Annotated in this window: 20 protein-coding genes; 13 read left to right on the plus strand and 7 right to left on the minus strand. The window is 70.3% G+C overall.

Annotated features, from left to right (window positions below; translation table 11 throughout):
- Positions 1 to 419: 419 nt before the first annotated feature.
- Genes OG435_RS33985 through OG435_RS34000 form a run of 4 tightly spaced genes read left to right on the plus strand, consistent with a single transcriptional unit; the run spans position 420 to position 4,373 of the window.
- Positions 420 to 2,312: an amidohydrolase gene (locus OG435_RS33985; RefSeq protein WP_266886343.1), complete on the plus strand. Its 1,893-nt coding sequence runs from the start codon at positions 420 to 422 to the stop codon at positions 2,310 to 2,312.
- A gap of 47 nt (positions 2,313 to 2,359) precedes the next feature.
- Entirely contained in the window at positions 2,360 to 3,022 is a 663-nt protein-coding gene (locus OG435_RS33990; RefSeq protein ID WP_266882749.1) for a hydrolase, read from the plus strand.
- 48 nt (positions 3,023 to 3,070) lie between these two features.
- On the plus strand, positions 3,071 to 3,595 hold the full coding sequence (locus OG435_RS33995; RefSeq protein WP_266882751.1) for a DoxX family protein: 525 nt from the start codon (positions 3,071 to 3,073) through the stop codon (positions 3,593 to 3,595).
- Complete coding sequence (locus OG435_RS34000; protein WP_266882753.1) at positions 3,576 to 4,373, plus strand: YoaK family protein; 798 nt, start codon at positions 3,576 to 3,578, stop codon at positions 4,371 to 4,373. Before OG435_RS33995 ends, OG435_RS34000 begins: the two co-directional genes overlap by 20 nt.
- 18 nt (positions 4,374 to 4,391) lie before the next feature.
- On the opposite strand, the gene OG435_RS34005 is transcribed toward OG435_RS34000, so the two are convergent.
- Positions 4,392 to 5,606, minus strand: coding sequence for a hypothetical protein (locus OG435_RS34005; RefSeq protein ID WP_266882755.1), 1,215 nt, complete (start codon positions 5,604 to 5,606; stop codon positions 4,392 to 4,394).
- A gap of 284 nt (positions 5,607 to 5,890) precedes the next feature.
- Between OG435_RS34005 and OG435_RS34010 the strand changes: the two genes are divergently transcribed.
- Positions 5,891 to 6,709: a class I SAM-dependent methyltransferase gene (locus OG435_RS34010; protein WP_266882757.1), complete on the plus strand. Its 819-nt coding sequence runs from the start codon at positions 5,891 to 5,893 to the stop codon at positions 6,707 to 6,709.
- A gap of 31 nt (positions 6,710 to 6,740) precedes the next feature.
- Positions 6,741 to 7,175 (plus strand): VOC family protein, encoded by a 435-nt coding sequence (locus OG435_RS34015; RefSeq protein ID WP_266882759.1) that lies wholly within the window; start codon positions 6,741 to 6,743, stop codon positions 7,173 to 7,175.
- A gap of 24 nt (positions 7,176 to 7,199) precedes the next feature.
- Here OG435_RS34015 and OG435_RS34020 read toward each other — a convergent pair whose 3' ends face one another.
- The 3 genes from OG435_RS34020 to OG435_RS34030 all read right to left on the minus strand — a co-directional run bounded on the left by OG435_RS34020 (position 7,200) and on the right by OG435_RS34030 (position 10,994).
- Positions 7,200 to 7,961 (minus strand): SDR family NAD(P)-dependent oxidoreductase, encoded by a 762-nt coding sequence (locus OG435_RS34020; protein WP_266882761.1) that lies wholly within the window; start codon positions 7,959 to 7,961, stop codon positions 7,200 to 7,202.
- A 39-nt stretch (positions 7,962 to 8,000) separates the two neighbouring features.
- The gene (locus OG435_RS34025) at positions 8,001 to 9,158 is read right to left on the minus strand and encodes a serine hydrolase domain-containing protein (RefSeq protein ID WP_266882763.1); all 1,158 of its coding nucleotides are present in this window, start codon (positions 9,156 to 9,158) and stop codon (positions 8,001 to 8,003) included.
- 354 nt (positions 9,159 to 9,512) lie between these two features.
- Positions 9,513 to 10,994 (minus strand): MFS transporter, encoded by a 1,482-nt coding sequence (locus tag OG435_RS34030; RefSeq protein ID WP_266882765.1) that lies wholly within the window; start codon positions 10,992 to 10,994, stop codon positions 9,513 to 9,515.
- 208 nt (positions 10,995 to 11,202) lie between these two features.
- Between OG435_RS34030 and OG435_RS34035 the strand changes: the two genes are divergently transcribed.
- From OG435_RS34035 to OG435_RS34045, 3 genes are all read left to right on the plus strand, one after another.
- Positions 11,203 to 12,078 (plus strand): helix-turn-helix domain-containing protein, encoded by an 876-nt coding sequence (locus tag OG435_RS34035; RefSeq protein ID WP_266882767.1) that lies wholly within the window; start codon positions 11,203 to 11,205, stop codon positions 12,076 to 12,078.
- A 141-nt stretch (positions 12,079 to 12,219) separates the two neighbouring features.
- Positions 12,220 to 12,456, plus strand: coding sequence for a hypothetical protein (locus OG435_RS34040; RefSeq protein ID WP_266882769.1), 237 nt, complete (start codon positions 12,220 to 12,222; stop codon positions 12,454 to 12,456).
- 205 nt (positions 12,457 to 12,661) lie between these two features.
- The gene (locus OG435_RS34045) at positions 12,662 to 13,390 is read left to right on the plus strand and encodes an enoyl-CoA hydratase/isomerase family protein (RefSeq protein WP_266882771.1); all 729 of its coding nucleotides are present in this window, start codon (positions 12,662 to 12,664) and stop codon (positions 13,388 to 13,390) included.
- A gap of 54 nt (positions 13,391 to 13,444) precedes the next feature.
- On the opposite strand, the gene OG435_RS34050 is transcribed toward OG435_RS34045, so the two are convergent.
- Positions 13,445 to 14,173: an SDR family NAD(P)-dependent oxidoreductase gene (locus OG435_RS34050; RefSeq protein ID WP_266882773.1), complete on the minus strand. Its 729-nt coding sequence runs from the start codon at positions 14,171 to 14,173 to the stop codon at positions 13,445 to 13,447.
- Positions 14,174 to 14,577: 404 nt separating this feature from the next.
- Between OG435_RS34050 and OG435_RS34055 the strand changes: the two genes are divergently transcribed.
- The 3 genes from OG435_RS34055 to OG435_RS34065 all read left to right on the plus strand — a co-directional run bounded on the left by OG435_RS34055 (position 14,578) and on the right by OG435_RS34065 (position 17,460).
- On the plus strand, positions 14,578 to 14,952 hold the full coding sequence (locus OG435_RS34055) for a hypothetical protein (RefSeq protein ID WP_266882775.1): 375 nt from the start codon (positions 14,578 to 14,580) through the stop codon (positions 14,950 to 14,952).
- Between the two features lie 153 nt (positions 14,953 to 15,105).
- Positions 15,106 to 17,154, plus strand: coding sequence for a PIG-L family deacetylase (locus OG435_RS34060; RefSeq protein ID WP_266882777.1), 2,049 nt, complete (start codon positions 15,106 to 15,108; stop codon positions 17,152 to 17,154).
- Positions 17,155 to 17,313: 159 nt separating this feature from the next.
- Positions 17,314 to 17,460 carry a hypothetical protein gene (locus tag OG435_RS34065; protein ID WP_266882779.1) on the plus strand — a complete coding sequence of 49 codons (147 nt, stop codon included), beginning with the start codon at positions 17,314 to 17,316 and terminating at the stop codon, positions 17,458 to 17,460.
- Between the two features lie 5 nt (positions 17,461 to 17,465).
- Here the strand turns inward: OG435_RS34065 and OG435_RS34070 are convergent, their stop codons facing one another.
- Positions 17,466 to 18,341, minus strand: coding sequence for a hypothetical protein (locus tag OG435_RS34070; RefSeq protein WP_266882781.1), 876 nt, complete (start codon positions 18,339 to 18,341; stop codon positions 17,466 to 17,468).
- Positions 18,342 to 18,521: 180 nt separating this feature from the next.
- Between OG435_RS34070 and OG435_RS34075 the strand changes: the two genes are divergently transcribed.
- Positions 18,522 to 19,838 carry a sensor histidine kinase gene (locus OG435_RS34075; RefSeq protein WP_266882783.1) on the plus strand — a complete coding sequence of 439 codons (1,317 nt, stop codon included), beginning with the start codon at positions 18,522 to 18,524 and terminating at the stop codon, positions 19,836 to 19,838.
- A 591-nt stretch (positions 19,839 to 20,429) separates the two neighbouring features.
- On the opposite strand, the gene OG435_RS34080 is transcribed toward OG435_RS34075, so the two are convergent.
- Positions 20,430 to 21,596, minus strand: a complete 1,167-nt coding sequence (locus OG435_RS34080; RefSeq protein ID WP_266882785.1) for a hypothetical protein — start codon at positions 21,594 to 21,596, stop codon at positions 20,430 to 20,432.
- Positions 21,597 to 21,668 lie beyond the last annotated feature (72 nt).

The following is a 21,668-nucleotide window of genomic DNA, read 5'->3' on the forward strand; positions in this document are numbered from 1 at the left end:
GTCGACGTAGATCGACTTCGGGACCCAGAGGCCTCATGGACCACGGCTGCGACAGGCGTAACGGACCTCACCGCTCGACACCGCCGTGCAGCCACCCGGCACTACCGCGGTCCTCAAGAAGGAATGAGGGGCACTCCCCTGTTCCGCGACGAGCGGGAACGTTGACGTCGCTGCCCCGGAAACGGTCCCGCGCCGGGCTCCGGGCCTGGGCCGTCCCTTTCGGAGGGTTTCGCAAGAGGTGGCCTAGTCACGACTCCTGACGAAGATCGTCCCTTCTGGACCGTCGTTCGGTGGATGTGGGGCGCAGAAGCCGGTGGCTACGTTGTGTTCGCATTCACAAATCGCGCATTCGGGCCATCCGCTCCTCCCTCAAGGGAGCACGTGCCCACGTCACAGGAGGATTCAGGAACGTGTCCACAATGCCGGTCGGCGGGCTGCTGCGCGGCGCGACCGAGAACGCGGCCGATCTCGTCGTCCGCAACGCAAAGGTGCACACGGGAGATCCGGCCCGGCCCGCGACCCAGGCGATCGCCGTCCGTGACGGCCGCATCCTCGCCGTCGGCGACGACCACGACATGTCCAGTCACGTCGGTCCCGCGACCCGGGTCGTCGACGCACTCGGCCGCCGGATCATTCCCGGGCTCAACGACTCCCACCTCCACGTCATCCGGGGCGGCCTGAACTACGTACTGGAGCTGCGCTGGGACGGTCTGCGCAGCCTCCACGAGGGTCTGGCGCTGCTGCGCGAACAGGCTGCCCGCACGCCCAAGGGACAGTGGGTGCGCGTGGTGGGGGGCTGGTCGGTCGAACAGTTCGCGGAGCGCCGGCTGCCGACCGTCGCCGAACTCAACGCCGCCGCCCCCGACACCCCGGTATTCGTCCTGCACCTGTACCAGTCGGCGATCCTCAACCGGGCCGCGCTCAAGGCCGCGGGCTTCACCCGGGACACCCCCGACCCCCGCGGCGGCCAGATCGTACGAGGCCGGGACGGCGAACCGTCCGGCATGCTGCTCGCGGCGCCCAGCGCACTGGTCCTGTACTCGACGCTCGCCAAGGCCCCGGTGCTCGACGGCGAGGACAAGAAGACCTCGACCCGCCACTTCCTCAGGGAACTCAACCGCTTCGGTCTGACCTCGGCCATCGATGCGGCCGGCGGCTTCCAGAACTTCCCCGACAACTACGCCACGGTCGTCGAACTCGCGAAGGCGGGGCAGTTGTCGCTGCGCATCGCCTACCACCTCTTCCCCCAGACCGCGGGCCAGGAGATAGCCGACCTCACCCGCTGGATCGAGACGGCCCGCCCCGAGGACGGGGACGAGTGGCTGCGGCTCAACGGCGCCGGTGAGAACCTGACCTGGGCCGCGGCGGACTTCGAGAACTTCACTCAGCCCCGTCCCGAACTCACCGACGGCTACGAGGCGGAGTTCGAGAAGGCCGTTCGTCTCCTCATGGAGAACGGCTGGGGGTTCCGTCTGCACGCCACCTACGACGAGACGATCCGGCGGGATCTGACCGTATTCGAACGGCTCGCCTCCGAGGGCCTCTTCCCCGCGGGCAACCGCTGGCTCTTCGACCATGCGGAGACCGTCACCACGGACAGCCTGGACCGGATCGCCGCCCTCGGTGGCGCCCTGTCCGTACAGAACCGGCTGTCCTTCCAGGGCGAGGCCTTCGTCCGCCGCTACGGCGTCGGCGCCGCGGCCGACGCGCCGCCGATCCGCGCCATGCTCGAGCGCGGCCTGACCGTCGGCGCCGGCACCGACGCCACCCGTGTCTCCACCTACAACCCGTGGGTCGCCCTGCACTGGCTGGTCTCGGGCCGCACCGTGGGCGACCTGCTGGTCCGTCCGCCGTCCAACCGGGTCGACCGCCGGACGGCACTCGACATGTTCACCACGGCGGGCGCGCGACTCACCGGTGAACAGGACATCAAGGGCATCCTCGCCCCGGGCCGCCTCGCCGACTTCGCCGTCCTCTCCGAGGACTACTTCGCCGTACCGGAGCCCGAGATCGCTCACATCGAGTCGCTGCTCACGGTCGTGGGCGGCCGCATCGTCTACGCCGCCGACGCGTACGAGGGCATGGACGAGGAACTGCCACCCGTGAGCCCCGCTTGGAGCCCGGTCGCGCACTTCGGCGGCTACCGGCCGACCGGCCCCGCAGGCCTGGGCGGCGTCCGCCAGGCCGAGCTGATCGGAGAGGCCGCCGCCGAATCCGGCGAGCACCTGCGGTGGCGGGCCGGCCGCGGCCTCACGCCCCCCACCCGCGACGCGCACGGGGACGGCTTCTTCGACGCGTGCGTCTCCCTCTGACCCCAGACCGATCCACCCCTATGCCCACCATGAAAGGCAGTATTCCCGTGTTCGACATCACCCAGGTCACCGCGACCCCCGGCTCCGGCCTGCTCACCCCCGACAACTGCGCCGTCCTGTTCGTGGACCACCAGCCGCAGATGTTCTTCGGCACCGGCAGCGGTGACCGCACCTCGATCATCAACGCCACTGTGGGTCTGGCGAAGGCCGCCCGGATCTTCGACGTCCCGGTCGTGCTGAGCACCGTGGCGGCGGAGTCCTTCTCCGGCCCCATCCTGCCGCAGCTCGCGGATGTCTACCCCGACCAGAAGATCACCGACCGCACCACGATGAACGCCTGGGAGGACGAGGCCTTCGTCGAGGCGGTGAAGGCAACGGGGCGCAGGAAGCTCGTCATCGCCGGCCTGTGGACGGAGATCTGCGTGGCCCTGCCCACTCTTTCCGCCCTCGAGCAGGGCTACGAGGTGTACGTGGTGACCGACGCGTCCGGCGGTGTCAGCCCCGAGGCGCACGAGAACGCCGTGCAGCGCATGGTCCAGGCCGGGGCCGTGCCGATGACGTGGGTACAGGTGCTCCTGGAGCTCCAGCGCGACTGGGCCCGTGCCGAGACGTACGTCGCGACGACCGACCTCGTCAAGGAGCACGCCGGCGCCTACGGCCTCGGGGTCGTCTACGCACAGGCCGTGATCGGCGCCCACGCCGCCGGCTGAACCGGCGGCTCACGCAAGACGGAACGGACAGGGACGGCGGGAACGGGTATGGACACCGGGCTATTGATCCTCCGGTTGGTGACGGGACTGCTCGTCGCCGGGCACGGAGTGCAGAAGGTGAGCTTCTGGCTGGGCGGCGAAGGCCTCGCCGGAGGGAGCGAGGAGTTCCGGCGGGACGGGTTCCGCGGCGGCCGGCTCACCGCGCTCGCGGCGGGCACCGGCCAGATCGGCTCCGGCCTGTTCCTGGCCGCCGGGCTGCTCACTCCCGCGGCGGCGATGGCTGCCGCGGGAGTGATGACGGTGGCCACGACCGTCAAGTGGCGCCACGGGTTGTGGGCGCAGCACGACGGTTACGAGTACCCGCTGTTCCTCGTCGCCGTGGCCGGGGTGCTCGCGCTCACCGGCCCCGGGCGCTGGTCGGTGGACCATGCGCTCGCGTTGTCGCCGTGGCCCCTGTGGGTCTCGGTCGCCGCCGTCGTCGTCGGTCCCGCCAGCGGGCTGCTCACGCGCGTACTGCTGCACCGCCCCGCCGACGTGGAAGGAACCTCCGAGGATGCGCTCGCTCTTCCGTGACGTCGTGCGGACGCTGGTCCCCGGGAAGGGGGACCAGCACGGTCCGCTGCCGCCGGTGCTGCTGGTCCTCACGGTGGTGACGGGGTTGGTGGACGCGGTGAGCTATCTCGGCCTCGGACACGTCTTCATCGCCAATATGACGGGCAACGTGGTGTTCCTCGGATTCGCCCTGGCCGGCGAGCGCAGCCTGTCCGCAGCCGCCTCCCTCGTCTCGCTGGCGGCCTTCCTGACCGGCGCGCTGGCCGGCGGCCGCTTCGGCGTCCGGTTCGCCGCTCACCGGGGCCGGCTGCTCGCCCGGACCATGGGCGTGCAATCGGTCCTGTTCGCCGGGGCCCTCGCCACGACCCTGGCCGTGCACGACAGGGCGGACGCCACCGTCCGTTACACGCTGATCGTGCTGCTCGGCGTCGCGATGGGGCTGCAGAACGCGGTCGTCCGGCGGCTCGGCATCCCGGACCTGACGACGACCGTACTCACCCTCACCCTCACGGGGCTCGCCGCCGACTCCGGTGCGGCCGGCGGCACGGGGCCCCGGCCCGGCCGGCGCCTCCTGTCCGTGCTCGCGATGCTGTCCGGCGCCTTGGCCGGCGCCCTGCTCCTCTTGACGACCGGACTCTCGCTCGCGCTCGGCGTGGCCGTGCTCCTTCTGGCCACGGGAACGGTGGTGCTGTGGCGGCTCTCGCTCCCGGCCGCGGGGTGGGCAGCCACGCCACCGGTCACCCGTTCAGCGCCTCCAGTTTCTCCACGGCTGCGTGGAGATCAGCCAGGGAGTCCGTGAGGTCCCCGACCATCGATTTCAGCACGGGTACCGACTGGACGATTTTTTGCAGGACATCGTACGGAACCGGCGGAAGCTCGGCACCGTGCGGCTTGCTGTAGAAGGGTCCGGCCGCAGAGGTGGCATCGATGAAACCGAGCGACACGAGACCTTGGAGCAGCGTACCGAAGAACGATGAGGCGATCTGGAGATTATTCCGTACGGCCACACCCTGGTAATACCAACGATATACGCTGTCCCTCTCACCCTTGGACAGATTCTCTTTTCCTTGCCAGGCCTTCCTGAAAGCTGCAACCGACTCGGCGTGGCCGACTCCCCCGCCAAGGTCTGGCCGTTCACGTAGCTCAGGGCATCCACTACTCCAGAGTTCACCAAGAGCTCGAGGATTTCCGACGCCGGGCGAGTCTCATTCGCCATCATGCACCCGGTGAATTCAGCGTCTACCTGACCGTCCTGCAACATCGCATAAAACGCGTTGTATACGGTGACGTACGCATGCGCGAGAGCATGGAGCCTGTCGTCCCGGCCCTCTCCGGAAATCGCCAGCTGGACGCCGCAGACCCCTGTCTGCGCATCGCCTATCAGCTTCTTGCCCTCCTTCGTGGCGTTGGCTGCGGCCTTGGCGCTTCGCTGGTTGATGCTCTTCTCGTCAGCACCGCACTCGAGCATGGTCGCCACGAACAGGTGATATTGGTCGATGAAGTCCACGACGCGGCGCACATCAGCCCCGAGCGTCCCGACAGAGTTGCCGATCTTCGGTGCGAGCTGCTTGACCGGATCCTGCGCCTCCGTAGCGGCCTTCGAACGCTTCTCGATCTTCTGGAGGCTGGCCTGCGATGCGGCGAGGGAGGCGATGAGGCTCCCCTTCACCTCTTTCAGATGAGTGAGGGTCCGTTCCTCGAAGACCGAGAAATTGTGGGCGAGGACGAGGCCTCCCTCGACCCTCGGCTTGAGTGGCGCCACCAGCTCCTGCGCATTTTGGGCCTCTATGCGCGCACATGTGGATACTTCGATGAAAGCTTCACAGATCTGCTTCACGCCCTTGGCCACCGGACCACCGAAGGTCCTTGTGGTCGCCGAAGTGTCCACGTACGACCACAAGGGCTTCGAATGCCCTTCGAGCGTGGTCACGCTATCTGCGAATGCATCACTGAGCCTAACAAATTCCTTTACGGCCTCATCGGCGCGCCGGTACAGAGGATCCTTCGTATAGCGAAGGTCGATGTTCTCCATCGCATGTCCTTTCGACGGTTCCCAGAAAGCGGTATTCCCTGGACCGGACATGCGTCGGACAGGGAAATCCTCATGCGGTCACGACGGCATCCGGTCCGGGACCCGGGGGCTCCTGGCCGGGCAGTCTTACGCGCACAGCGGGGGCAGACAGCGCCGGGGGTGAAGGGCGACCAACCCCCCTGGATCCACCGATCGGAGGATCCCGCAGCGGCAGGGCAGCGACCACGCTTGACATACGGCCGCCCGCACTGCCCCTGGGCTCCGACGAGCGAGGTATTCGACTGATGAGCACGACACTCGAAACCCAGTACGCCTTCCACGGTGCGGTGGAGGTGCACGACCAGCTCGACGCGTTGGAGACCATGCTGGATCCCGGAACCGCCGAATGCCTCAGAACACTGGGGATCCCTGCCGGAGCGCGGTGCTGGGAGGTGGGCGCCGGCGGGGGCTCGATCGCCCGTCACCTCCGGGCACTCGCGGGCCCCGGTGGTCACGTCGTGGCCACCGATCTCGACACGTCCCGGATCGTGGCACCCGGCGCGGAGATACTCCAGCACGATGTCCGCTGTGACCCCGCACCGCCCGGCGGTCCCTTCGACGTGATCCACGCCCGGTGGGTGCTCATGCACCTGCCCGAACGCCGGGACGTGCTCAGCAGACTGGCCGACGCGCTGGCCCCGGGAGGATGGCTGGTCATCGAGGAGAGTGCCGTGACCTCGGACGGCCTCCCCGTCCTGACCAGTTCCGTCCCGGCCGACGCCGAACTGTTCGGCCGGTTCAGCGGCGCCGTCGTAGGGATCCTCGCAGACGCCGGCGCGGACCCTCAGTGGGGGGCGCACGGGCTGCACTCCGCCATGGCCGAATCGTCGCTGGAAGACGTCCGCACCGTCCATCGCACGGACAGTTGGACGGGCGGCGGCCCCGGCAGCCGCCTTCACTCCATCCACACGCGTCAGCTTCGTGAGCCTCTGGGTGCGCGGGGTTTCACGGACGGCGACCTCGCACGCGTACGGCACATCGCCTCAGACCCGGCTTTCAGCGCCCTCGGGTATCCGCTCGTATCCACCTGCGGACGCCGGGCACAGCGAACCGCTCAGCGCTGAGCGCCGGCCCACAAGAAGGCGGTACACAATCATGCTCAAGCACTTCGACCATGTCACCGTGGCGGTGAGCGACCCTGCCGCGGCCATCGCATTCTTCACCCTGCTCGGTTTCGCACCCGACAAGGACGTCATCATCAAGGGTCCGGAGATGGACCAGTACATGGGAATCGACGACCTCGAGGCCCGCCACATCACTCTGGTGCTCAGAGATTCGTGTCCGCGGCTGGAGGTGCAGCTCCTGCACTTCCTGAAGCCGGCCGCGGAGACGGCGGGCGCCACGGCCCCGCCGGAACGCCTGGGTTTCCACCACATCTGCTTCGCGGTCTCCGGCATCGACGACCTGATCGACAGGGTCACGGCCGCCGGATTGAAGGTCCGCAACCAGCCGATGACTTTCCACGACCGCAAGCTGGTGTTTCTCGAGGGGCCGGACGGCATCACCGTGGAGCTCGCCGAATGGACCTGAGACCGCGTTCCCGGCAGGCGATCGTCAGAGGAGCTGCCCCGTCGGCCGGACGAGCAGTTCATTGACCGCCACGTGGCTGCTCCGCGTGACGGCGAACACGATCGCCTCCGCGATGTCGCCCGGCAGGAGCGGCGCGTACTGCATCTCCCGCAGGAGCCGTTCGCGGATCCCGGGATCGATGTGGTCCGCCAGCTCCGTGTCGACGGCCCCGGGCTCCACCACCGTGACGCGGACCTGGCGGCCGGCCAGCTCCTGACGCAGCGCTTCCGACAGACCCACGACCCCGTACTTGGTGAGGGCGTAGACCGCGCCCCCCGCGACCGCCTTGCGGCCGGCCACGGAGCTGACGTTGACCAGGTCGGCGACACCCCGCCCGTTCTGCGCGGCCGCCTCGACGAGGTGCGGCAGTGCCGCCCGCGAGATGTTCAGCAGTCCGTCGACGTTGAGGCCGACCATGCGGTCGGACAGCTCGGCCGGAGCGCTGCCGAACTCGCCGAGCAGCATTTGCCCGGCGTTGTTGACCACGATGTCGACGCCGCCGAAGGACTCCACGCTCCGCCGTACCGCGTCCGTCGCGTCCCCCCGGTCGGTGATGTCACAGGGGACCGCGATCGCACGGCCGCCTTGCGCCTCGATCTCCGCAGCCAGCCGGCCCAGGCGGTCGGCCCGCCGTGCCACCAACACGACAGCCGCGCCTTCGGCGGCGAGCGCCCTGCCCGTCGCCGCGCCGATTCCGCTGCTGGCTCCGGTGACCAGCGCGACCGTTCCACTCAGTCCTGCACCCATGATCGTTCCCCTCTCCTGGACCGTGCGGCCTCAGGGCGCTCAGACCGCACCGGCGGCGTCGAAAACGGCGGCGACGTAGGCCGCCGTGCGGTCCGACCCCACGACGCCGGCGCCCATCCTGTTCATCGTGTAGGCCATCGTCATCCGGCGTTCGAGGTCCATGCAGACGACAGAACCTCCCCATCCGCCCCAGAAGCACCTGCGTCCGCGGGGTACGTAGGGGAACGTCTCGGTCCCGGGAAGCGCGAAGCCCATGCCCCAGCGCATCGGGAGCCCTATGACGAGATCCACACCGGAGGCCTGCTCCTCGAAGATCAAGTCGATCGTCTCCGGCGAGAGCAGGCGCAGACCGTCCACCGTGCCCCCGCGTGACACGACCGAGAGCAGACGGGCGATCCCGGCTGCCGTGCCGTGGCCGTTCGCCGCGCCGATCTCGGCACGCCGCCACCCTTCGGTACTCACCACGTCCGGGCCCGCCAGGGGGCTCGTCAGCGTCTTGTACATGGGGCTCTCGGGGTCGAGGGAATCGAGGGCATGGGGATCGACGGCCGGCGGGACGAGGTCGGCAATGCGGTTCCAGACGGCCGGCACGGCCCCGATCTGGAAGTCGGCTCCGAGCGGACCGGCCAGCTCCGTCGCCACGAAGGAGCGCAGCGATCGTCCGGTGGTCCGGCGGACGAGCTCGCCCACGAGGTGCCCGTAGTTCAGACCGTGGTACCCGGAGGCGGTTCCCGGCTCCCACCACGGGGCCTGCTCCGCGAGCCGCGCCGCGGCTTCACGCGTCCGGTAGATGTCCTGCAGCCTGCACGGCTTCTCCCAGCCCGACACGCCCGACGTGTGCGAGAGGACGTGCCGCACGAGGACGGATTCCTTGCCGTTGGCGCCGAATTCCGGCCAGTAGGTGCTCACCGGTGCGTGTACGTCGAGCAGTCCTCTGTTCACCAGTACCAGTGCGGCGAGCGATGTGACGGCCTTCGTCGTCGACCACACGTTGGTGAGCGTGTCCCTCGTCCAGGGCTCGGCGCGGTCGACGTCACGGAACCCTCCCCACAAGTCCACGACCGCCTCACCGTCGATGTCGACGTGGAGCGACGCCCCCAACTCCTCGCCGGACTCCAGCCGCTCTTCCAGGACGTCGAGCACCGTCTTGAATCGTGCGTCGCACGTACCGCTGACCGTGGCCAATGTGTGCTCCATTCCCGCTGGATGCTCCGACAGCGGACCCAACGTAGGCAAACCGGCCCCGGGACCACCATCCACCGGGCGGCGGTCCCTCACGACCCCGTCGGTCTAGACCCATGGCGACAGCACCAAGACTGCTCCGGCCGTGCCGAGGATCCTGGCGGTCGGGATACCGCCAAGGACCGGCGCGGCCGCGAGAAGTACGGGCATCATGCCGGACGTACTCGGCATAGGCCTCTTCGGCCGTCCGGCTTCCGCGGCTGGTCGGGCGGAACCCGCGACCGTCGAGATGACCGGTTGGCCTCGATCATGGGGTCGCGCGCCGCGTCCCGACGGACGGGGCCCTTCCGGGCACGCTGACCAGCCGCCTCAGGCAGCCCGGGCCTCCGCGCCGAGCCGGGCACCGGCCGGGAGGCCGACGAGGAGCAGGAAGCCGGCTGCCACGGCGTAGGCGAGGTGCAGGCCCGGCAACGAGAGGGCATGGGGTCCCGTCCCTCCGATGGCCTGTGCGACTCCGGCGAGGACCGTGGGGCCGATGCCACTGCCGATCTGCAGGGCGGTGGTCGTGGCGGCCGAAGCGGTCCCGTGGGCATCGCCGGGCACGTCCCGCAGGCCGGTGGCGACGAGGGCGGGGAAGGCCAGCCCCTGTCCGAACCCGCTGACGCACAGACCCGCCAGGACAGCTCCCCCGTACGCACTGTGGGCTCCGGCCGTGCACCACAGGAGCACGCCACCGGCGGTGAGCAGGATGCCCCACATCAGGAGCGGGCGCGGTCCGCGGGTCTTCATCAGGCGCCCCGAGAGCAGTGCGGCCCCGGTGACGGCAACGCTGACCGGGAGGATGGCCAGTCCGGATGACGCGGGTGTCATCCCCCGCACCTGCTGGAGGTAGAGCGGCAGCAGGAACAGTGACCCCGTGACGCAGAAGTAGAAGGCGCCCGCGATCACCGCCGCGGTGCGCACGCCGTTCACGCGGAGCAGACCCGGGTCCAGAAGAGAAGCTTCCCCGCCGCGGGAGCGGCCACGGCGCCACCACAGGCACCCGGCGACGGCGGCGGCCAGGACGGTGAGGGCCGCGAGCAGGCCCCCGCCGGGCCGGGACGCCAGGTCGGCGCCGAGGACCAGCAGCACGATGGCGGCGACCAGTATTCCGGCCCCCGTCCTGTCGAGGCGTGCCCGGTCGTCCCGGGCGCCGACCGGCAGCCACCGCATCGCGCCGACGACGGTGGCCGCTGCTGCCAGGGCCTGCAGGGCGAAGAGCCAGCGCCAGCCGAAGGCGCTGGTGACGAGACCACCGAGCACCAGGCCGGCTCCGTAGCAGCCCGCCTGCGCGGCCGAGAACACGCCGAGGACCCGGGAGCGCATCGGACCGTCGGGGTACACGGCGGTCAGCAGGGCCGTGGCCGCGGGCAAGGTGAGCGCCGCCCCCGCTCCCTGCAGGACGCGGCCCGCCACGACCATCCAGAACACGGGAGCGGCGAAGGCCAGCGCGGCTCCCGCCGCCACGGTCATCAGACCCGCGACGAGCACGGGCCTCTGCCGCAGCCGATCCGCCATCGCTCCCCCGCACAGGAGCAGTCCCGCGAAGGCGATCGCGTATCCGGTCGCCGCCCACGAGAGGCTCTGCGCCGACGTGGCGAAGTGCGCGCCCATCGAGGGCAGTGCGCTGTTGAGCACGGCGACGCCGCCGGCGTCCAGGCCGGCCGCCGCGCTCAGCACGGCCAGGGGCGCGTACCGGACGAGCACCGGTCTGAGGCGTGCCGGCCCGTCGGGACGGCCGGCCGCGCGGGCGGCCGCCGTCGGAGGGGGCGGGCAGGAGGACGCGGACGTCGCTCCAGGGTGTGGGGGCATGGGAGGCTCCGGGGAGTGGCGGTGGCAAGGGGGATGTCCCGGCGCCGTTGGACGGCTCCCGGATCGAGGGCCGTCCCGCGCCGTCATCTCTGTCTGCACCAGCCTGTTCCGGTGCGCCGGATCGCACGAGACACCGCGGCGAGCACGTATTGAGGGGGGTGGCCCCGCCAGGGCCACCTCCGGCCGCCAGCGGGCCGATAATCTACGTATGGCACCGTCCGCCGCACAGCACGAGCTGGCCCATTTCCTGCGCTCGTACCGCGCCCGGCTGACTCCGGAGGCCGCAGGCCTGCCGCGGAGCAGTACCCGGCGGCTCAAAGGGCTGCGCAGAGCCGAGGTCGCCTCGATGGCCGGCATCAGCCCCGAGTACTACACCCGTCTCGAGCAGGGCCGCCAACGTCACCCTTCGCCCGACGTACTCGACGCGCTCGCCACCGCCCTGCAGCTCGACGACGACGCCCGCCTCCACCTGAACCGTCTCGGGACCGCCGGCCCCGCACGACAGGCCGATCCGGTCTTGGTCAGCGCCCCCTCCGTGCCGCTGGCGACACTGCAGCTCCTCCACTCGCTCGGTCCGTGGCCCGCACACGTGGTCAGTCCGATGCGCGACATCCTGGCGTGGAACGACGCCGAGGCCTGGCTGCTGTTCGACTTCTCCGAGCTTCCCGCCTCACACAGGAACTTCGCCTGGTTCGCCTTCTGCGACCCGCGCGCGCCCGAACTCCTCGCGGAGTGGGAAGAGACGGCGCGGAGCAACGTCCACCGTCTGCGTCACGCCCTGGCCGCCGACCCGCACAACGAACGCGGCCGGCAGCTGGTGGCCGAACTGTCCCGGCGCAGCACCCGGTTCGCCGCGATCTGGGAGGAACACGGGGTGCGAGGACCGACCACCGGAAGGCATCTCTTCCACCACCCCCGAGCGGGCAGTCTCGACCTGGTGTACACCGCCTACGTCGTCCCCGGCCCCCACAACCTCGAACTCGTGGTGCTGACCGCGGACGAGGGCTCCCCCACGTACGAGGCATTGCAGCGGGCTGCGGCCGAGCGCCGCGCCCCTGACGCCGACGCCGGACGAGCCGGCTGAAGTATCTGCCCGGGCGGCGGGCACCGCGAGGGTGATCGCCACCGGAACCCTCCCCCGCCGCGGGGGCCGGTCGGAGGATTCGGGCAGGCCCTTCTCCTCGGATGCTGGAGGACATCACTCCTCCGTGGAAGGAACCCGATCATGCGGCCCAACGCCTACCCGATTGCGGATTTCAAGATCAAGGAGGAGCAGGTCTTCGACTCCTGGTGTGCGCAGTGCGACGGGCTCCCCTCCCGCAAGGTCGCGACGTACCCGATGTCCGCGGCGTCCCGAGCGGACCGTACCGCCACCTCTCTCGGCGAGGGGGCCCACACTCATTACGTGGCCAGGGGCGACCGCCTGATGGTCGTCGTCCCCACCGCCTCACGAGCGGCCTGAACCCATGGTCTGCCTGTCGGGCCTCCAGGTCGTAGACCTGCAGAGCTGCTGACGCGCCGGGACCGGGGACGTAGGTCCTTACTCAGGCCGATCCGTGGATGCCCGGCCGGCGCACGGGCCGGACGATCAAGGAGGTCTCGACGCTCACACCCCGAGCGGAGCCGAGGCCTCCGGCCCTGCACGCGCACCGCAAGGAGACACCACGATGGGCAACTGGACAGCCGAGACCCGCGAGAAGGTCGCCGTTCTTACCTTCCGCCGGTTGCCGGACAACCAGATGGACCTGGCGTCCCTCGACGAGCTGGCGGTCCTCCTGGAGGACATCGCGCAGCGCACCGGCGAAGTCAGCGTCGTCCTCCTCAAAGGCGGTGTCGACGGCATCTTCGTCAAGCACGCCGACCTGGACATCCTGCGCCGCGCGGCCGCGGGAACACTCAGCGCCGAGGATGCCGGGACATGGCCCCGCACGCTGGGCCTGCTGGAGTCCCTTCCCCAGCCCGTCGTCGCCGCCATTGACGGCCAGGCCTGGGGCGGCGGCCTGGAGACCGCGCTCGCCGCCACGCTCCGCATCGCTTCGGTCCGCTCCCACTTCAGCCAGCCCGAGATCCGCAATGGCCTCATCCCCGGAGGCGGCGGCACCCAGCGTCTGCCACGCCTCATCGGCTCGGGCCGTGGCGCCGAGCTGATCCTGACCGGCCGTACGATCGGGGCCGAGGAAGCCCTGCGGCTGGGCATCCTCAACGCGGTCCTCCCGACCGAGGACTTCGACCGCCGCGCCGAGGAATGGGTGGCGCAGGTGGCCCGCAATCCGGCGCCCGCGCTGTTCGCCGCGAAGCGCGCCGTGCTCGACGGCCTGGCACTGCCCCTCGCCGAGGGGCTCGCCCTCGAAGCCACCTTGTTCGGGCAGGTCATCCCGCTGAGCGCGTTCGGTTGATCGCGTAGGGGCGGTTGCGGCGCAGCCGGCCCGGAACTCGCATCCGCCCTGCTTTCAGACCTGCGCACTTCCACCATCGACGAAGAGTTCGATCCCGGTGACGAAACTGGAATCCTCAGAAGCCAGGAACAATGCCGCTTCGGCCACTTCCTCCGCTCTCCCCGTACGTCCCATCGGAATCGCGGACAGGATGCCGGCCATCGCATCCCGGGGTTGTCGCCGCATGACCGGAGTGTCGATCGGCCCCGGGCTGATGACGTTCGACCGGATACCGCGATCCTTCAGTTCCATGGTCCAGGCACGTACCATGTGGCGGATCGCCGCCTTGCTGGCTCCGTAGACGGAATATCCAGGCGCGCCCTTCACGGCGGCGATGGAGCCGGTCAGGATGATCGAAGCGCCGTCGTTCAACAGGGGCAGCGCCTTTTGCACCGAGAAGAGCACGCCCTTGACGTTCACGTCGAAAATCCGGTGGAAATGCTCTTCGTCCACGTCCTCGAGCGAAGCCATCTCGCTGGTGCCCGCATTGGCGAAGACCACATCGATTCGCCCCTTCGTCCGTACGATCTCGTACAGGTGATCAAGATCGGCTGGATTGGTGACGTCGGCCCGGACCCCTTGAACATTGACTCCGACGGCCCTCACCGCCTGCGCGAGCTCTTCCTCACGACGGCCCGTGATGAAGACGAAGGCGCCTTCCGCGGCGAAGAGTTTCGCTGTCGCGAGGCCGATTCCTGAACTTCCGCCCGTGACCACGGCGGTTTTGCCCTCGAGTTTCCCCACCGACAACTCCCCTGCCCCGCCTGAGGGGGAGGCATCGCCCCCTCGGTCAAAGATCCCGTTCGCCCCGCGCCGCCGACGTGTCGACGGACGCCGGGGCCCGGCTGTCGCGCGATCATGCCGCACGGACGACGTCTCTTCGGGTAAGCCGCTGCGGCCGTCACCCGGATGGACGGGGAAAGCGACCGGGTCGCGTCGTCCGGCACCGGCGGGTTCCGGCGACCGCCGGGCCCGTCCGGGAACAGGGCCCCACGGGCCGCCTCGCCCTCGCGTCCTGATGAGCCCCCGGTCAACCCGTCGGGGGGGCTGGTCGGGGGATCCGGCCGGAACGGCAGCCGATGACCATGCCATGGAGCGAGCGACCGCACCCGTCTCAGGGGGGCGGTTCGGGACCCCAGGAGGAGTCGATGGAGACCAGGCAGGCGATGTGCGCACCGAGTCCGGAGTTCTGGAGGCGCTTCATGGAGGTCGCGGTCGTCCTCAGGGAGGAGGCGGGCGGGCAGCCCGGAGCGGATCGGGCCCTGGACGGACTCATGGAATCGATCGGGTACTGCATCCAAGGCGGCCACTCGGCCCACGTGGACGGCGGGCGGCTGAAAGGACTGGTCGTGCAGGCCCACGCCCGTGTATCGCAGAGCGCTCCGGCGATGCCCGATCCGACGTCTTCGTGGGTCTCCTACAACGACTTCATGGCCGAGATCGCACGCTGGACGCCTGCCGACTGGAACCTCGACCTGATCGATCGCCGCCGGCATCCCTTCAGGGGGCAACTGACCCTGTAGGCCCCGACGCCGCTTCATCCGGCGGGTGGTGGACGCCCGTTCCCCCACCGGGTGGGCCGATCGGCTGCTGCCGCCGTCCCCGGGTCCGGCCTGTACTGGTGGGGGCCCGCCTCCGGCGCGGGACCCCGCGAACGATCCCGGAGGACCGCCCCGATGATCCCGTCCGTCCTGCGCAGCCCGGCCCGCCTCAAGGGCGTGACCGCAGCCCTCGTGTTTCTGCTCTGTCTCGCCGTCACCCTGGGCATCGTCATCGGCGGACCGCAGGCATCGGCGGAGGCCTCGGCGCAGGTGCAGCGGTCCGCCACCGTGGCTTCCCTCTCCACCGGCCCCACCAGGGTCGTGCAGATCGTCGCGCACCCGGACGACGACCTCTTCTTCATGAATCCCGACATCCAGCAAGCGGTCTCCGAGGGGATCCCGGTGACGTCCGTCTACCTCACCTCCGGTGAGAGCGACGGCGTCAACATGAACAGCACCGGCATCGCGGCCCTGCACCGGGAAGGACTCGCACCCGTCGCCGACCGTCCTCTGTACGCCGAGGCACGGCAGAACGGCATCCGCGCGGCCTACGCCCTGATGGCCACCGGCATACGCACCAGCCCCTGGCAGCGCACGGTCATCGCCACCGCGGGCGGTGGGCAGGCGGAGCTCGACGTCCTGCGGGCGAAGCCGTCCGTGCAGCTCGTCTGGCTCGAGATGAAGGAAGCGGGGTCCGTCAGCGGGTACGCACCTGTGAGCCTGCACGGCCTGTGGGACGGCGTCACCCGCCGGATCCCGTCCCTCCTCACCACCGGCACCCCCGTCCGCAAGCCGTTCTCGTACACCCGGAACCAGGTCGTCTCCACCCTCGTCGGGGTGCTCGAGCGGTACCGGCCCACCCTGGTCCGGACCCAGGACCCCACCCCCGGCAAGTACCCCAACGCCGACCATCAGGACCACGTCTACGGCGCACGATTCGTCCAGGCGGCCCTCGCACGGTACGCGGCCGCGGTTCCCTTCGGGCAGCGGCCGCACTTCACGGTGGAGAACTACCTGGGCTACCAGACCCACAACTACGCCGAGGTGCTGGATGCGCCCGCCGCCGGGCGGAAGCTGCGCACTCTCGCCGCGTACGCCTGGAGCAACGGCATCGACGACTGCGGCAGTCCCGCGGGCTGCGGAGACCGGAAGCTGGCCACGGGCATCGGCGAGTACCACTGGGCCGACGACATCCGCTACGCCCGCGGCGGCAGCACGTCCTGGCTGGCTGCCGGCCCGGACGGTACGACCTGGGCCTTCTCGGTGCTCGACGGGCAGCTGGCCGTCTGGCACGGCACCGCCGGGGGCGCCTGGAGCGACGCGCGGCTGCTGCCGGGTACGGGAATCGACCAGGGCGCCGACGCGGTCACCCTGCCCGACGGGAGGATCGCCGTGTTCGCCACCCGTACGGACCTGGGTGCGACCGCCGCGGACTACAGCCGTCAGGTCGTGTACACGGTCCAGGAGACCCCTGGCGGTGAAGGCTTCTCGCCCTGGCAGTCCCTCGGGGCACCCGCCACGGACAACGTGAACGGCACCCTCGACTTCAGTGCCCCCGCGGCTGCCGTGGGCCCGGACGGCCGGCTGAGCGTCTACGTGCGTGACGGAAACTACACCCTGCGCGGCCGTACCCAGACCGCAGACGGTTCGTGGACCCCTTGGGAATTCCTCGGCGGAAGGGGGCTCGCCGGTGACCCGGTGACCGCCACCGCCGCGGACGGCACGCGCTTCCTCTTCGCCGCCACCGCCACCTCGGTGACGGCATGGACTTCGCAGGGGCCGGACGGGGAACTCGGTTCCGCCGTCGCCACCGGTCTGCCCGCCACGACGCTGCCGCTGACCGCCGCGCCGAGCGGTGAAGGTGTCGGCCTCTGGTTCCGTGAGCCCGTCTCGGGCGATGTCCTGCGGACAGAGGCGACGACGGGACCGGAGGGGCTCCAGCTGTCCCCCGTCACCGGCGCGGGTGGCGGAGCCGGGGGCTACGGTCCGACCGCCGCGTGCGCCGACGGCGTCACCGCCCGCGGGGCGGGCGGTTTCCTCGGCGAGGGGAACGCGAGCGGCCGCTCGTGGAGCCGTAGCCCCCTGCCCTTCGTCGGCGGACCCGCCGATGTCTGCCGGGCCGCAGGCCCCACGGTGGGGGTGGTCGGGTGGGACGCCCGGCTGCACGTGGCGTACTCCGCCTGATGGTGTCGGCGGATGGGCCGCCTGCTCCACCGATCGGCGTATGAAACCGGCCTCGGGTGCCGCGTACAACAGAAGGACGTTGTCTCACCGAAGGGCGGAACGGACATGATGCCGGAATACGGATTCGCAGGTCAGGGTCAGGAAAACGGGGCCGGTCAGATGCCGGCCGGGGCGCCGTCCACGCGCCCGGCGGCCGGGGGCCTTCCCGCCGGTGACCCCCACCGGATCGCGGTCGACACGGCCTACGACTTCGTGATCGAGTCGTACGGTGTGGGCCCGGCCGCAGTGGCCGCCCTGGCGGGCTGACGGCATCAGGCCGCGGGGATGCGCGGCACCGGAACGAGCGGCTCGTTCCTGCTGCGGACGAGGCGGCAGTACCGTTCGCCCGTGTCGCGGAGGGTCCAGTCGTAGCGCAGACGTGCGGCCACGGGTTCCCCGGTGGCGGTGGCGCCGTTCCAGTCGAGGTCCATGCCCACGGTGTAGAGCCCGTCCTGGGCCGTGACCACCTGGAACCCCTCGACCGTGTGCCGGCTGGTGCCGGCCGCCAGCCGCTGCGAGGACTCCGCGAGCCACCGCGCCAGCTCACCGCGGCTCGTGACCGTCGCCGTGCCGAGCACGAGGTCGAGCTCGCCGTCCGGCCCCAGGAACTCGTCGTAGGCACTCCCACCCAGGTCGGGGGCCTCCACCAGGGACAGGAAGCGGTGGATGACGGAGAGCGCCCGGTTCGCCGGGTAGGCGTCGGTGAAGGTCCCTTCCGCGGACCGGTCCGCCACCGTCATCTTCAGCGTGGTGAAGAGCGGCTCGAAGTCCGCCGAGCCGATCAGTTCGCCTTCGTAGGCGATCGTCGCGCGCGTGGTCCGGCCCGATGCGTCCAGGCGCTCGTAGTGGACCTCGGCGTCGAGCCTCAGGTGGTCCGGGTCGATCTCGGTGACCGCCAGGTGTCGTACGTGGTGGGCGTGCCGCTCCTCGGCCCCGTACGCGGTGATGCCCTCCCGGTACGCATCGCGGCTGGTGATCCGCCGGCCGTCGGCGGTGGTGATCTCGAACCGGTCGGCGAAGAGCCGGAGCTGGCGCTCCACGCGCTCGGCATCGCGGGGACGCTCGTAGAGCTGGAACCAGCGGTGGAACTGTGCGGTCGCCGCGTGCCGGCGACGGGACAGACGGTGCGGGGCTGAAGGGTCGTTCACGGAGGGCCTCCTTGGGGATGCGGACCGCACCCGTGTCTACCGGACCGTGCGGCCGGGCCACTCGCCCGATCGGCCGGGAATCGGTCTAGGCCCTCCACCGCCCGCTGCCCGGCGACGGCCGAGTTGCGGTTGGCGCAAGGGGAGCAATGCTGGGGAGAGACGCGATAGGGGCAATGGATCATGGCACCGTTCAGCCGTCCTTCCCACCCGGAGTCGTTCCCGAGGGACCTGCCGAGTCCACCCGAACTCGTCATTCGGGTGCAGCGGCGGCTCGCCCTCCAGACGCAATGCCTGTTCAGGATCGCCGTCATCCTCTTCCTCGGGCTGGAGCTCTGGCTCTTCCCGCCCCGGGAACGCACGGCGGCATCGATCGCGGTCGTGTCCGCCTACGCGGTGTGGGCCGTACTCCTCTGGGTGCTGGCGGCGAAGCGGCGGCTCGGCATCCAAGCGGTCTGGTGGACGGTCATCCTCGACCTCGTCGCCCTGACGGCGCTGCTGGCCGTGTCCGGAACGTTCTCGGACACCTCGTGGTCCTCCCCCCTGATGGACGACGCCCTGGCACTCGTACCGATCATGGCCTCCTTCCAGTTCCTGGCACGCTTCACTCTGGCGATCACCCTCTGCGCCGCCACCCTGTACGTCGTCGGTATCAGCGTCGGGCAGAGCCGCGCCGACCCGTACTGGGACTACACGGGCGCCCACGCCCTGTTCATCCTGTTGCTGGGTGCGGGATGCGCCCTGCTGTCCAGGGTGCAGCGCAAGCGCGTCAGGCTGATCGGGTCCCTCTTCCACCACCGGGCCTGGCTCCTCGCGCGTGTCATGGATGCCGAGGAACGCGAGCGTGACGGGCTCGCGGAAGCGCTGCACGACGGTGCCCTGCAGACGGTGCTGGCCGCCCGGCACGACATCGAAGAAGCCGTCGCGGATCACCCCAGCGATGCCCTGTTGCGTGCCGAGAGGGCTCTGGAGGACGCCACCGCGCAGCTCCGCTCGACCGTCACCTCCCTCCACTCCGAGATCCTCGATTCGCAGGGCATCGCCGTCGCCCTGCGCTATCTCGCCGAGCGCACGGCGCAGCGCTCGGGGCTCGACGTCCGCGTCGAATGCGAGATCGCCACGGCCGGGGCGGCGGACAGGATGCTGCACAGGACCGCTGTCGAGCTGCTGAACAACGTGGTCAAGCACGCCCGGGCGACTGTGGCCCAGATTCGGCTGAGTTCACCCAAGGAGGGCTGGGCCCGACTCGAGGTCTCCGACGACGGCATCGGGATCACCTCGGGGACCCTGCGCGAGAAGGCGGAATCGGGACACCTGGGTCTCAGCTCGCACCGCGGCCGGATCGAAGGAGCCGGGGGCGCCTTCACCCTGAGCAACAACGTTCCCTCGGGCACCTCGGCCGAGGTGCTGGTCCCCATGGACCAGAGCGATTTCGAGGGGCCCCCGCTGTCCGCCCTCATCGAGGAGGAGCGGCGTTCCGGGATGCGGTCGTGGATCTGATGCGAGGGGCGGCGGCCGCCGACGGGACCTGCGAGCCGCCGGTCCCGGTGCGCAGTGCGTGGTGCGGTCCGCGCAGGAGGCTGTCCTTGGTTCTCCTGCGCGGACCGTCCGTCCGGCCCGGGGCCCGTGCGGACCCGGCCGGGGAGGCGGCGCTCCGGCGCCATTGACGGGCGCTCCCCGCAAAGAGGCTAACCACGCGAACCCGCGTGGTGCGGTGGCCGGAGCGGATGGTGCCCGTTGAGCACTCCGGTCCGCCCGTTCGCGCGTGGCCAGATCCTCGTGAGGGGCCGGACCATCCGGGGTCCCCCGGCCGGCGCACGGGGACTAGACCTTCGGACCGTTCCGCCGCCACGGCTCCCCATGGCGGCTGCGCCCCCTCTAGGGTCGACGACAGCCGACCGGGATCCGGTCGAGGTACTCCGCGTGGGGGTCCCGGTCGGCGCCACAGGTGGCCGTTCCCATGGGTGACGGACGGCCACGGCGCACGAAGCGGCACGCCCCGTCACTCCCCCCTGATGGTGGGCCGCTTCCCGCCTCGCCGGGTCCCCTCTCCCCCGAAGGAGGGGGCCCGGCCCCTCCCCGGCCACGCCGTCACTGGACGGAGCAGCCGGGATTCCAGTTGCTGCGCGGCACGTCCCATTCGGTCACCGGGTCCCCTTCGCCCGCCGGCCCCCCGGCGGGCCCCATGGTCCCGGCGTCGAAGACCTTGAACGTGTCGAAGCCCCACTTCGTGTGCCAGTCGGCGAGCTCCAGGGAACCGATGATTTTCTGATGCCCGCCGCCCAGACCGATGTCGATGTAGCTGAGTTCTCCTGCGCGGCAGATCACCGTGACGCCGTGGCCCACGTTCAGCTTGCGGCCGGTCATCTCCACGATCCAGATGCCACCGTCCCGTGCGTTGGCCTCGATGTGCCTCCGCAGCGCGCCGTGGCCCTTGAGTGTCACCCCCGTACCGTAGGTCTCGGCCGTGCCGGACTCCGTGTACCGGTAGCGGGGGCCGGGGACCCGGGTGGGGAGCGTCGCCGTTCCCTTGAGACTGGCGACCACGCTGTGGTTGAGGAGCGCGCATCCGCCGCCCTCGAAGCCGAGGTCCAGGGACTTCTTCCTGATGGTTCCGGCGATCAGCTCCGGTGATCCCCATAGTGCAGGGTGGGGCTCCGCGACGGGAGCGCAGTTCTCCAGCAGGTACACCTCCGCCTCCGTCACCTGCCAGGAGTCGACCAGCTCCTCGAGCCACTCGTGCAGGCCGCGCACGGTGCCCCGCACCGCGGTGAAGTACGTCTCCAGCACCGGCCAGGCGAACTCCTCCCAGAGGGTCCTTGCGTCGGCGTCGCGTTCGAGTTCGAGGCAGGCCTCCATGACCCTTTCCGCAACGGTGTCGCACGCGAACGCGGAAGCCTGGGCCATGTCGCGGAGCCGGCGCAGGGCGGCGCGCGTCTCCGTCTGACTGTCCGAGGACGTGTGCGGGCTCTGCGCCAGCCCGTGCAGGAAGAGCGAGACGGGCTGGAAGGACTCCTGCCAGGCGTAACCGTTCAGCGGGGTGAGTCCGGTCCACCAGGCGCCGCATTCCCAGAAGTCGCGCAGGATCCCCTGCACGGATTCGGCCGCTTGCGGCTGCGTGTCGGGGTGGAGCAGCGACGTGCCGCTGGACCAGGTGTCGAGTGCCACCTTGAGCCGGTCGTACTCGGTCCAGTGCTCGTCGAGCCGGGTCCACCAGAAGGCGGCGAGTCGTTGGTGTCGAGAACTGAATCGGGGCATGGGCCACCTCACTGGTCGGGGTTCTGCGGGGCAGCCTGCCGTGGACGCGAGGGATGAGGAGCGGCTCGGGGG

Origin of the sequence: Streptomyces sp. NBC_01264, assembly GCF_026340675.1 — a bacterium.
In the GTDB taxonomy this organism is placed as follows: domain Bacteria; phylum Actinomycetota; class Actinomycetes; order Streptomycetales; family Streptomycetaceae; genus Streptomyces.